Annotated in this window: 8 protein-coding genes; 7 read left to right on the top strand and 1 reads right to left on the bottom strand. The window is 64.7% G+C overall.

The features are described from left to right. Positions 1-91 precede the first annotated feature (91 nt). The 7 genes from ACFVUS_RS16690 to ACFVUS_RS16660 all read left to right on the top strand — a co-directional run bounded on the left by ACFVUS_RS16690 (position 92) and on the right by ACFVUS_RS16660 (position 10,323). On the top strand, positions 92-1,225 hold the full coding sequence (locus ACFVUS_RS16690; RefSeq protein WP_387766439.1) for a hypothetical protein: 1,134 nt from the start codon (positions 92-94) through the stop codon (positions 1,223-1,225). A 49-nt stretch (positions 1,226-1,274) separates the two neighbouring features. Next, positions 1,275-3,140: a serine/threonine-protein kinase gene (locus ACFVUS_RS16685; RefSeq protein WP_387766436.1), complete on the top strand. Its 1,866-nt coding sequence runs from the start codon at positions 1,275-1,277 to the stop codon at positions 3,138-3,140. Further along, positions 3,137-5,023 (top strand): serine/threonine-protein kinase, encoded by a 1,887-nt coding sequence (locus ACFVUS_RS16680; RefSeq protein ID WP_387766433.1) that lies wholly within the window; start codon positions 3,137-3,139, stop codon positions 5,021-5,023. The genes ACFVUS_RS16685 and ACFVUS_RS16680 overlap by 4 nt, the downstream gene beginning before the upstream one ends. Positions 5,024-5,046: 23 nt before the next feature. Next, entirely contained in the window at positions 5,047-6,579 is a 1,533-nt protein-coding gene (locus tag ACFVUS_RS16675; protein WP_387766430.1) for a serine/threonine-protein kinase, read from the top strand. Positions 6,580-6,610: 31 nt separating this feature from the next. Continuing rightward, complete coding sequence (locus tag ACFVUS_RS16670) at positions 6,611-7,801, top strand: hypothetical protein (protein WP_387766427.1); 1,191 nt, start codon at positions 6,611-6,613, stop codon at positions 7,799-7,801. Further along, positions 7,802-9,067: a hypothetical protein gene (locus ACFVUS_RS16665; RefSeq protein WP_387766424.1), complete on the top strand. Its 1,266-nt coding sequence runs from the start codon at positions 7,802-7,804 to the stop codon at positions 9,065-9,067. It begins immediately after the preceding gene. Between the two features lie 92 nt (positions 9,068-9,159). Then, positions 9,160-10,323: a hypothetical protein gene (locus ACFVUS_RS16660; RefSeq protein ID WP_387766421.1), complete on the top strand. Its 1,164-nt coding sequence runs from the start codon at positions 9,160-9,162 to the stop codon at positions 10,321-10,323. A gap of 23 nt (positions 10,324-10,346) precedes the next feature. On the opposite strand, the gene eccE is transcribed toward ACFVUS_RS16660, so the two are convergent. Beyond that, entirely contained in the window at positions 10,347-12,062 is a 1,716-nt protein-coding gene (gene eccE / locus ACFVUS_RS16655; RefSeq protein WP_387766418.1) for a type VII secretion protein EccE, read from the bottom strand. Positions 12,063-12,066 lie beyond the last annotated feature (4 nt).

Here is a 12,066-nt window from a genome sequence, read left to right as displayed (position 1 = left end):
GTTCTGCGGGGGAGTCGCGGACATAGGGGGGTGTATGCGGTCTCGGTCGCGTCAGCTCGCCGCGGTGGTCTTGGCGACCGTGATCGCGAGTATGTCTGTCGCATGTGGAAATGACGGTAAGGCAACCGATCACGATTCAACGCTCGATGTCGGCACCTATTCGACCCAGCCCTTGGACAGCAGCTACGACGATCGCCCCAGTTATGGGCGAGGGGTACTGGTGGAGTCGCTGCGCCTCGGTGCACGGGCCGCGTTCGGCAGTGAGATAGCCCCCGAGTTCTCGGCTGGGCACGGTGGGATTGTGCTGGCTACCGAAGACGGGATTCGGAATGCCGACGGGATCATGGCACCGGCGATGGCGCCATTCCATCCCATGGGTGCGTTCATAACCGATGCTGCCGAGACCCCCTACGTGGGCGAGCACGATAAGCACTATGAGCTGTCGATTGGTCTCGTGTCCTTTCCCGACGAGCAGAGCGCCACGGATGCCGCTGTAGCCCTGGCGCAGAACGATCTCGGGATGAATGGCAAGAACGAACTCGTGGGATTGCCCGACTATCCTGCGGCGCTGAGCCATTGGCGGCCGGGAGTGCCGAATCTCGGCAGCTGGATGGCGTGGAAATCGGTGGTGATCGCGGTGTTCGTGCAGAGCCGCCAGGCGAACCTCGATCAGCTGACGGCTTTCGTATCCAAGGCATACCAGCAGCAGTTGGCGAAACTGGACGGCTATGTACCCGTAGCCCGGGATCAGCTACCGATGCTCAAGCTGGATCAGGACAAACTCCTGACCCGCCTGGTCAAGACGAACGATGCCAGGCCGGATCAGCGGGACTTCGCCGTATACAGTCCACGCGGTTTCGCGGGGCTCGGTACCGACCCTGTGGCTGCCGCCCGAGAGTACGGCGATGCCGGGGTGAAGGCCATCGCCGTATCGGACAATAAGTATCTCTACGACCTTCGCGATACCGCGGCCGCACGTGATTTCACTACCCGCCTGGCGAAGGACCCGACCATATCGAAGTTCGTTCCGATGGCAGGTGTTCCCGGCGCAGCGGATATCTCATGTTTCAAAGCGACTCAGCCGAACCCGACCGTCGCGGCAGCGCGCCGGTTCCGCTGCGTGATCCCGCACGAGGAGGTCGTCGCCGAGGTTTTCAGCACCGAGGAATCCGATGTGCGACAGCTCGCTGCGGCTCAGTACACGGTGCTGAAGGGTGCCGGGTAGTCGTGGCCGATTCGAATTGCGGCCGAGTGCATTACGTGGGAGGGATCGTATGAAGGGGCTGGGCTCCCAGGATCCTCGTCAGCTGGGGCGTAACCGTATGGTGGCCGTGATCGGCCAGGGCGGGATGGGCCGTGTGCTACTTGGTGAATCGCCGACCGGAAGACTATTGGCGGTCAAGCAGATCCACCGGCACCTCGCGAATGACGTGGAGTTCCGCGAACGATTTCGACGTGAGATAGCGGCCAGTCGACGTGTGACCGGCGCCTACTCGGTGGCCGTTGTGGATTGCGATACCGAATCCGAAACGCCTTGGCTGGCAACGGAATACATCCCGGGGCCCGGGTTGGGGGCCGTGATCGAGGCAACCGGACCACTATCGTTGGGTGGGCTTCGGCTACTGGCGGCGGGGCTGGCTTCGGCGCTGATCGAGATTCATCGAGCCGGTTTGATCCACCGAGATCTCAAGCCCGCCAATGTATTGCTCGCGCCGGACGGCCCCAGAGTCATCGACTTCGGCATTGCCCGAGCGCTCGAGGGTGATGCTCAACTCACCATGACCGGATCGGTAATCGGTTCACCGGCGTTCATGTCTCCGGAACAGGCACAGGGGCAGCCGTTGACCCCGGCGGCCGATGTCTTCTCGGTCGGTGCCATCCTGGCTCTGGCCGCATCCGGGCACAATCCCTTCGCCGGAACTTCCACGCCACAGGTGCTTTTCAGCGTCTTGAACTCCTCTCCCGATACCTCGCGGGTGCCGGACGCGCTGCGGGACATCGTCGAGCGTTGCCTGGCCAAGAATCCGGAGCATCGACCGACTCCGGAGCAGTTGCTCGATGTCGCGGGGAAGATCGAGGCTGAACCCGTCTGGCCCGGGGCGGTACGGGATGTGATCGCCGAGCACGGCACCGACTCCGGGTGGTGGGTGGAGACCACCGCGAAGCATGCTCGATATGAGGCGCAGCTCGCCGGGCTGCGTGCCCAGCGGCGGGGTCGGCTGCGTGTATTGGCGGCGGCGGGCGCCTCTTTGATCCTGCTGGTCGTGACCGGTGTGACAGCGCACCAATGGGCGCAGCAGTCCGGACATGCCGCCCCGGCGAGCGATCTGTCGGTCGCGTTGACCTCCGAACAGTGGCAGCTGCTGGATCTCTGCACACTCTTGGACAAATCGATAAGCCAAAACGGCATGCGGACAGGCGATCTCAGCAACAGCACGCCGGGTCAGTGCTCTGCCCCGTATACGGACACGGGAGGTACGAAACGATCCGTTGTACTTTCGGTGGGAGCCTCCGCCACTGAAACGCTGAATCAGTGGACGCCGACCGGGGCCGTGGCCGGATGGATGCCGATATACGGCAAGTCGTCCATGTGTGACCGCCGGGTGATGACCCAGACTCGCCCGCCCGTGACCGTAGAGGTCACAGTTTCGGGCAAGAGCGACGGATGCAAGCTGTCGGACAGCGCAATGCTTGCAGTTGTCAACCGGCTCGGCGTCAACCCTCCACAGTTGTCGTTGCCCGCGAACTCGATCCGGCGCTTGGACGCGTGCGCGTTGTTGAATACACAATTGCGCACGGAGGTGCTCGGGGGTGATATCGAGCGGACCGGGTTCCCCTATGCGTGCAGCTTGAACGGCTCAGACGCGATGGCGACTGTCGAATTCACTGAACGGATGCGCCCGGACAAGGCCGGAATCAATGGCATTCCGCCGTCCGTTCAGGTCGACGGCGTGACGGCCTACATCGAGGATAACGACGGTCCGTATCACAGCTGTGCGCTCAAATATATGGTGCGCCCCACCAACGGTGACATGGCGGAGGTTGCTGCCGTGCGGATCTATACGCACGACAACGTGAGTGGAACCTGCGACCGCGCCAAGCGAGTGCTCTCCAGCCTTCTACCGCAGCTGCCGAAATGACGATTCGTCCACTCGCCCAAGGCGATCCGCAACAGATCGGCCGGTACCGAATTCTCGGCATACTCGGCTCCGGCGGTATGGGAAGAGTCCTGCTCGGCGCGGGTCCGGACGGTCGGCTGGTTGCGGTGAAACAGGTGCACGCACATCTTCTCGGCGAACGGGAGTACCGCTCTCGTTTTCTCCGAGAAGTAACCGCGTCCACGCGAGTCTCGGGCGCTTTCACCGCCCCGGTGATCGATTTCGATGTCGACGCGTCGGCGCCGTGGCTGGCGTCGGTATTCGTGGTCGGGGTTCCGCTGGACAGCGCGGTGAGTCAGTATGGACCACTGCCGCCATCGGCTGTACGCATGCTGGCGGCTGGGCTCGCGTCCGCATTGCAGGAGATTCACCGAGCCGGCCTGATCCATCGAGATCTCAAGCCCGCCAACGTCCTGCTCGCCGCTGATGGGCCACGCGTAATCGACTTCGGCATCGCGCAGCTATCAGAGAACCCGGAAGGGTTGACCGAGGTAGGATCCGTATTGGGATCGCCCGGGTACATGTCGCCGGAACAAGCTCTGTCCGAACCGCTTACGCCTGCAAGTGATGTCTTTTCGCTGGGCTCACTGCTGTTCATGGCCGCAACGGGGGCGAGTCCATTCGCGGCGTTTACGCTCGCCTATACGCTCTTCAATATCGTGCATGTCGAGGCCGACCTCAGCGGAGTTCCGACTGAACTCAGGGAACTCCTGGCTCCCTGCCTGAGCAAGGATCCGGCTGCCCGACCGACGCCGACGCAGATCCTGGACTACCTCGGGCGGCTCGAAGGGTTTGGCCGACCATGGCCGGAGCCCATCCTTCACGAGATTGGCGGACTCGGGACGGAGTTGGCCGCATTGGCGGCTGACCCGGAGGCCACGTCGGTGCTCCCCGGAGCCCGCCGGAATTCGCAAGCGGCTCAGCGAGTAGTCGAATTGGCCTCTGGTCGGCAAAGGAGACGATCGAGAACTCTTGTCGCGCTTCTTGCGGTGATCATCGCATTGGTCGCGACGTCAGGCGCGGCATGGGTGCGCTGGGGGCGCACCGCCGATCAGACAACTGCCCTGCCCGCCTTGACTCTTGCTCAACTGCGAGAGGCTGACTCCTGCGCATGGTTGCGCACAGCCCTGGGCTCTTCGATCCCCGCCGGGTTGGCGAGCGCCTGGCCCGAGGCGGTCGCCGCATGGACCTTCACCCCAACGTGGGTGTGGGGATGCGAGGCATCCGCGGGTACACAGACGCTGACCTTCGAGCCGGGCGCCCACCTTTTCGCGCTCACGCAGACCACCGCCATTGCGGCAGGACAGCCGGTGTTCGCACGAGAGGCGGACACCTACTGCGGTCGCGCGCTGCGATCCGGCGATGCGCAGCAACGTTGGGGACTGTACGTGGAGGCAAGGAATCAGAGCCAATGCGCGTTGGCCGAGTATGTATTGACGCGCATTGCATCGGTTTCCACGGTGCCGCGTCTAGCCGATGCCGATCGGGTCCTTGCCGGTGTGGATCCTTGCGCCCTCGTCGATCGCGGGACGCTCACTTCACTCATCGGAGCGTTGCCCGATGCACCGAAGGAAGTATCCGCCCACACCTGTGTGTGGGAGGGTTCTGCTCAAGCGACGATCAATCTGCGCCTGCTCGACCCATCCATCCCCGCTGATCGTGAGATTGATCTCGGGGAGGGTAGGACACTGCTCGCACCCGTCAGTAAGACAGCGGCGATCTGTTCTCGTGACTATGTGGTGCGGCAGACAACCCAGCATCGCGAGCAGGTCGAGATCAGCGTGCAGGGCGACAGTGACAACGAGAAACATTGCGGTGCGGCTGAGGACATCGCACGAGTAGTCGTCGACAAGCTGCCGAAATAGGACAGCGGCGGACGCGTAGGGCGATGAATCTGGGGCCAGGAGTAGTTGTAGGCGGCTATCGGATCGAGCGGATGCTCGGTGCGGGCGGGATGGGGACCGTCTATCTGGCGAAGCATCCCAGCCTGCCGCGGTGGGATGCGGTGAAGATGTTGGGGGTGGAGGCCGGCAGGGATCCCGAGTTTCGGGGGCGGTTCGAGCGGGAGGCGAATCTTGCTTCCGGGCTTGATCATCCGAATATCGTTTCGGTGTATGACCGGGGAGATGATGCCGGGCGGCTGTGGATTGCCATGCAGTACGTGGAGGGAACCGATGCCGCGGAGGCTGTGAAGAGTCAGCCGCGCGGGATGGGGGTGGAGCGGGCGCTGCGGATTGTGGGGGAGGTGGGGCGGGGGCTTGATCATGCGCATCGGCGGGGGTTGTTGCATCGGGATGTGAAGCCGGCCAATTTCCTGTTGTCGCATGGGGAGCCGGAGCGGGTGTTGCTGACCGACTTCGGGGTGGCCAAATCGATGCTGGACACCAGCGAGTTGACGGTGACGGGGAAGTTCGTCGCCACGATCGCCTATGCCGCGCCGGAACAGCTTTCGGGCGCGGTGCTGAGTCGGCAGACCGATATCTATGGGTTGGCCTGTTCGTTCTTCAAGCTGGTGACGGGGCGGAATCCCTATCCGGGTACGCAACCGGCCGTGGTGATGACGGGGCATCTATATGAGCCGGCGCCCCGGATCACCGAGTTGCGGCCGGAATTGCCCGCCGCGCTGGATGAGGTGCTGGCGGTGGCGATGGCCAAGCATCCGGAGGAGCGGTTCGGTAGCTGCCGGGAATTCACACAGGCGCTCGAATACGCGGTGAATCATCGGGTTTCGCCGCTCTCCATGGCTACCGTACCGGGGGTGGCCACCACCGGTCCGGCGCGCGGTGGTGAGAAAGCGACTGCGCGGAAGCGTATTTGGATTGCGGCCGCGGCCCTCACGCTGGCCGTTGCCGCTGGGATCGGTGTGCGGGTCGCTGACTTCGGCGGCGCGAGAGTGCCCGGTACGGCGGCGACCACTGCGGCAGCGACCACCGTGGCGGCCGTACCGAAGACGATTGCCGAAGCGCGGCAGCAGAATCCGGCATTCCTGGGTCAGAAGATCGCCGCGGTGGATATCTCGGGCGCCGGCGGATACCGGGCCGATCTCGCGCTGCACTTGAAGCCGAGCCCGCAGGCCGCCTTCTTCGAAGCACTGGGATTCATCTACAACGACGTGTGCCGGAAGGACGGTGACGAACCGTCGCCGCGGCCGCTACCCACCGATCGCGACGGAATCATCGAGAGTTCGGTGCGAAACAGCCTGTCGGAGATCAATTCCGGATTTCTGCTCGCGGTGCGCAGTGACACCTCCGCCGGTGGTGGCGGACTGAACAATCTGCCGGGCAGCGTGAGTCTGCGGCCGGCCCGGGTACTGGTGCTCGACGATCCGATCGCCGTTGCGGCCCTGCGGAATTGGTCGGACCAGTCCGAGTCGATATTGCTGGAACGGCTGGTGCCGGTCCTGCGTAAGAACGTCAAGTAACGGGGGAGTCATGGGTGTACCGGGTAGGGGGATGGTCGCGCTTGTGGTCATCGTCATGCTGGCGATAGCCGGTTGCGGAACCGAATCGACAGCGGCGGAACAGGATCCGCCGGTGGATCTGAACGCACTCGACGTCGGGGGTTATCAGCACGAGCCGATGGACTTCGCGCCGAAGAGTCGTCCATTCGTCAGTCGCGTCTTCGAGGCGGAACGGCTCGGTGCCTACGTGCCGCTCGCCTCGGAGATCGACCCAGGGCTCAAGGTCAATCGTGCCGATAGCGTGCACGCCTTCCTCGGTCCCGACGAGGCGCACCCCTCACCGATGTACGCGTGGTTGAAGAAGGACGGATTCGGCGACGACGCAAAGGGTTTCATCGCCGGATTCGCGACCAAGGGTGAGTCGTCCGATGACTACACAATCTCGTATTCGGTCGCGACCTCGGTGCTGCTGTTCGACTCCGACCGGTCCGCATCGACGGCCGCCACCGCGCTGGCGGCGCGGGGATGGTCATCGGTCAGCGGTGATATTCAGGTCGAACCTGTTCGATCGGCGGCACACCCGGAAGCGATCAGTTCCTGGCGGCCGGATGCACAGGTGCTCGCCTCCTGGTACGCCACCGGCAGATTCGTGATCGTCGCGCTGGCGGAGAGCATGGACAACAGGACGCTGAAGATATCGGATCGAAGCCAGTTGCAATCGCTGACGGACCGGGCGATTACCGTGACCTCCGAGCGCATCAAGACGTTCCAGCCCACCGCCCCGGACCGAATCGGCGACTCGCCACTCGATCCGGATGGATTGCTGCGGATTTCGCTGCGCCGACCCGATGGTGACTCGTTCACGAATATGCCGGGCGTGTACAGCTCGGCGGCTTTCCTGCACTTGGACGATCATCCCGCGACCACGAAGCCGCAGTTCGACCGGTACGGCGTCGATCGAATCGCGGTCGACGCCATGCGGTTGTACCGAACCCGAGACGCACAGGCCGCCAAGCAATTCGTCGCCGAAATCGCCATCGAGAAATTCACCCGCCGGACCGGATCGCCGACCGGTCTGCCGACGGCGCAGTGCCGCGAATACCACGGACCCGAGCACCTGACGTACCCGTTCTACTGCTACGTCGCTTTCGGCCGATACGTGGCCATGAACTGGGGTTCGCAGCTATCCGAAGTGCACCAGCGAATTTCCGCGCAGTATTCGATTCTCGCCCGGAGTAAGTAGATGAAACGATCACGCCGCGGATCGTTTCGCGCACTGCCGCTCGTCATGCTGATCCTCCTCGCTCCCGGATCGCTATCCGGCTGCGGTACAACCGTTTCGGGCGACGCCGTCGCGGCGGAAATCGATATTCGCTCGCTGGATATCGGATCCTTCGCCATCGAACCACTGGACTACCGGGCGACCTACTCCCACCGTTTCGATAATGGCGCCACCCTCGCCATCATGCGATTGGCTGATTCCGTCGCGAACGGATGGGAGATCGACCCCGGGCTGAAGTACTCCCGGCACGCGAAACCGCTCACCGAGTCGAGTCAGATCGGTGATGTGCTCGCCGATGTCGATGTTCCCATCGTGGAACGCGAGCACATGCTGTTCGGATTCGCCATGTCCGCCACCTCGACCGGTCCGGCGGCCAAGGACTACACCCTCCAGCACGATGTCAATTCCAAGGACGACCAACCCCAGCCGGATACCATCGCGCTCAATCTCACCGTGCTGCAATTCCCCGACGCCGATGCCGCCGGACGGGCGGCGGCGGATGTGGAAGCCGCGGATTTCGCGGTCGCGGCCGATGCGAACAGCGCCGTAGTCATCGATGGCTTTCCCAAGGCGAGAGCGCATTGGCGACCGGGGGTTCCGACGCTCGGGGCGACGATGGCCCGGGGAAGCTATCTGGTGAATGTCTTCGTGAAGCGACCGGACGCCGATCTCGGCAAATTGAAAGAACTCACCGGTAAGGCTCTCGCAACCGAGATCCCACTGCTCGACGCACTGCCGCCGTTGTCGAAACGCGAGGTCGCGCACCTGGACTACGATCCGCAGGCGATGCTGCGCCGGGCGCTGCATCCGGAGGATCTGATCTGGCCCAGCTTCACCAAGGAGTTCGTTTTCACCCCGCGGGGGTTCATGCATCTGGTCGCCGATAGCGAAACCTGGCGACACTCCGTCGAAGTCGGTGGAATCGATCTCATGGCGGGCGCGCCCAACGGCGGCCTGGTGATGCGCGCCCGGGACAGTGCCGCCGCCGCGGCGCTGTTGCGGGAGATCAAGGACCGGATTCAGCATCCGGCCGATTCGCCCGTTGGAGTGCCTGACGCCTACTGCAGCGAAACCGCGGCCGCGAATCTCAGCCGCGCGGACGAGCGCTTCTACTGCACCGTGAGATATGGGCGATATCTCGGCCGTGTCCACAGCGCGCAACTACAGGACGCGCGACAGCGCGCCGCCGCTCAGTTCGCGCTGCTGGTGAACAGTTCGTGGATGTAGGTTTGGCATGGTCTCCGCGGTGTGGCGGCTCTCGATGTCCGGCAATGTGTTTCGGCACAGTACGCTCAGCTGGTCAAGGCTAGATAGGCGTAATGGTGTACGTGCACAGGATATTCCGGAAGACAGTGCTGGCGCTGGCGGCCGTGTTGGGGCTGGCGGGGTGTGGGAGTGTGGTTCCCGGCATTCCTGTCGCTGGTGAGGTCGATGTTCGTGAGCTCGATGTGGGCTCGTACTCGACCGATCCGCTGAATTATCGGGCGCTGTCGCTGTCGAAGACGGAATTCGGGGCGGAGCTGGCGATCACTCGGCTCTCGGGGTTTGTCGCCACCGGTACCGAGATCGATCCGCGACTGCGAAATGAACTGGCGGGCAAGGCCATCAGAACGAGTCGTGACGTCGATGACAGGCTTGCGCCTATTGTCGAGCGCAATGGGATGATGTTCGGGTTCGGAGTGGGCGCTGCCGCGGAGTCGGCGACCACCTGGGTTCGGCTCACCGTATTGCAATTCCCGGAGCCCGCCGCCGCGCGTACGGCCGCCATCGAGGTGGAGGCGGCTGGATTCAGTGCGGCTCCCAAAGCCAACGCGCCGGTGACGCTGGACTGGTATCCCGATGCCAAAGCGCACTGGCGGCAGGATATTCCGTCGCTGGACGCGGCTTTGGCGCGCGGGAATTATCTGATCATCGCGAATATCGCCCGGCCGGAGCCCAATCTCGCCGCTCTACAGGATCTCGGTAAGAAGGCGATTGCGGCCCAGCTGCCGCTGCTGGATCAGCTTCCGTCGCTTTCCGTTCCGCAGATGCGGGCGCTGGATCATGATCCGCAGGATATGTTGCGCCGCACGCTGCATCCTAAGGCGGATTTCACGCCGAGCTTCGATCGGGAGGCGGTGTTCAACGCGCGGGGCTTCCGGCATGTCGCGCCCGCGCCCGAATTGTGGCGCCGACTGCTCGAGGTCGGTGGAATCGACGCCGTCGCACGGGTTTCCGAGGGCGGACTGGTCGTGCGCGCTCGCGATCCCAAGGCCGCCACCGTCGTATTGAACGATCTGCGCACCGCGGCCGGGCAGACCACCGCAGCACCGGCCGGGGTGCCCGATGCGTTCTGCGTCGAGAACCAGTCCGCCACCCCGCGATTCAGCTGTACGGTGCGGTCCGGCCGGTATGTCGCACAGGTCGGCAGCGCACAGCTACAGGACGCGCATCAGCGCGCCGCCGCGCAATTCGCCATTCTGGTCAACAGCGGCTGGATGTAGCCGCCCAGCGCGGCGAATCGGCGTCAGCGGGTCGCACCGATGTAGTGCTGTTCGGTCGGCGTGGTGACCAGCTGGGCGGTGGTACGGGTGGCGGGAGTGTGCACGGTGACGGTGTGCGGAGCGTTGGGGTGCTGCACGATCGTCACATCGGCGTCCGGCTGATAGTGCTGGGGCAGCTGATCATGCACGGTCACAACGGTCGCCGAACCCGGCGGCGTGGTCGACGGGACACCGTCGAACACGATCACCGTCGCGGCCGGATGCGGGGCGCGCGCGGTCATGGTGCTGTGCCGCGAGCTGTGCGTGACCGAGGAGGCGAGCGAAAGCGCGTGCGCCGCACCGACATTGTTGACCATGCGCTGCCAGGCGCCGGGCCGCGCGGTGTGTACCACCGCGCCCGCGCCCAGTGCGATCGCGCGCAGGATGACCTGCTGCGCCAGATGCAGATCCGAGATGATGTCGATGCGCCGCGAACCGTCGCCGATCAGCGGCACCGCCACACCGCTGCCGGTGGCGTCCGCGCCGATCAGCTGACCGCAGCCCGCCGTCGGCACCGAGATCTCCGCCAGCGCGCTCACCGGCCCGCGATGTGCGGACGAGTGCAGCTCCTGCGCTCCGAACGCCAAAGTATCGGTGAGTGCCCACAATTGGCGCTGGGGGAGCTGCCGCAGGCCGTCCACCGGCAGGTCGTCCATCGGCTGCTGGGTGTCATAGCGGACGCGGGCATCCACCTCGATGAACTCGTCCTTGCGATCGCTGTCGGCGCTCGCCGCGGCGGGGCGCAGGCGCACCGTCACCGTGGTGGCCAGGCTGCGCACCGACCAGACCGCCGCCAGGCCGTCCGGAGTGAACAGGCTCGGATCGATCTGGAAGCTGGTGAGGTGAACGCCGTTGTGCTCCAGCGACTGCGGCGTCTCGACGAACTCCTCCAGCGGGATACCGCGGGTCAATTCCCTGGTGAACGCGGTCATTTCGGCGGTGGTGAGTATCGATGCGGTGATACCGCGGGCCGCGAGCCGATTCGCCACCCGCCGGGTCGCGACGATCGCCGCGCGCAAGGCGCCTTCGGGTCCGCCGCCGCGGTTCTGCACGGCCTTGGAATTCGCGAGCGGATTCAAGCGCAGCACCAGCCACACCGTGCGATGCGCGATAGCCGGTAGCGGGCCGAGGATTTCGTCGTACAGCCGTCCCAGCGGCGCGATGCTGGCGGCATAGCCGGACAGCACCGCCTCGGTCCCCGCGGTCCGGGTGCCGGTGCTGATCACATCGGCCGAATCCAGCTCGACATCGTATTGCCTTAGGCAGGAGGCGATTTCGGCGAGCGGCAGCACCTGATCGGTACTCAGCGAACCGCGCCGCAGCAGCGTCAGCGTGTCCGGCGGGGTGTCGATGCGCAGCATGGTGGTGAGCAGCGTTCCGTCCCAGCGCAATCCGTAGCTGCCGCCGTCGGGCAGCGGTACGTCGAACTGCCGGGACTCCTCGACCGGGCGGCGGCGCGATACCCGCCAGCGGTAGGCCACCCAGCGGCCCAGGCGCATCCCGATCGGCTTACCGCCGATCGGGGCCAGACCGATCAGCACCGGCAGCGCCCCCGCCAATCCGATTGCCCACCAGGGCGCCTGGCCCGCCACCGCCACCAGCGAGGCGAGTACGCCCACCAGCGCGACCGGGATGACCAGGCGCAACGGCAGCACCCGGAACAGCCACAGATCGTCCGAACGCAGTTCCGCATCGTTCACAGCA

The sequence above is a fragment of the Nocardia sp. NPDC058058 genome (assembly GCF_042885355.1).
GTDB lineage: Bacteria > Actinomycetota > Actinomycetes > Mycobacteriales > Mycobacteriaceae > Nocardia.
Note: the sequence above shows the minus strand (reverse complement) of the source record. Positions and strands in the feature narration are given on the sequence as shown.

What these genes read in the sequence shown, in the direction of transcription:
- ACFVUS_RS16690 (WP_387766439.1), top strand. Translation starts at nt 92, where the DNA reads ATGTCTGTCGCATGTGGAAATGACGGTAAGGCAACCGATCACGATTCA.
- ACFVUS_RS16685 (WP_387766436.1), top strand. Translation starts at nt 1,275, where the DNA reads ATGAAGGGGCTGGGCTCCCAGGATCCTCGTCAGCTGGGGCGTAACCGT.
- ACFVUS_RS16680 (WP_387766433.1), top strand. Translation starts at nt 3,137, where the DNA reads ATGACGATTCGTCCACTCGCCCAAGGCGATCCGCAACAGATCGGCCGG.
- ACFVUS_RS16675 (WP_387766430.1), top strand. Translation starts at nt 5,047, where the DNA reads ATGAATCTGGGGCCAGGAGTAGTTGTAGGCGGCTATCGGATCGAGCGG.
- ACFVUS_RS16670 (WP_387766427.1), top strand. Translation starts at nt 6,611, where the DNA reads ATGGTCGCGCTTGTGGTCATCGTCATGCTGGCGATAGCCGGTTGCGGA.
- ACFVUS_RS16665 (WP_387766424.1), top strand. Translation starts at nt 7,802, where the DNA reads ATGAAACGATCACGCCGCGGATCGTTTCGCGCACTGCCGCTCGTCATG.
- ACFVUS_RS16660 (WP_387766421.1), top strand. Translation starts at nt 9,160, where the DNA reads ATGGTGTACGTGCACAGGATATTCCGGAAGACAGTGCTGGCGCTGGCG.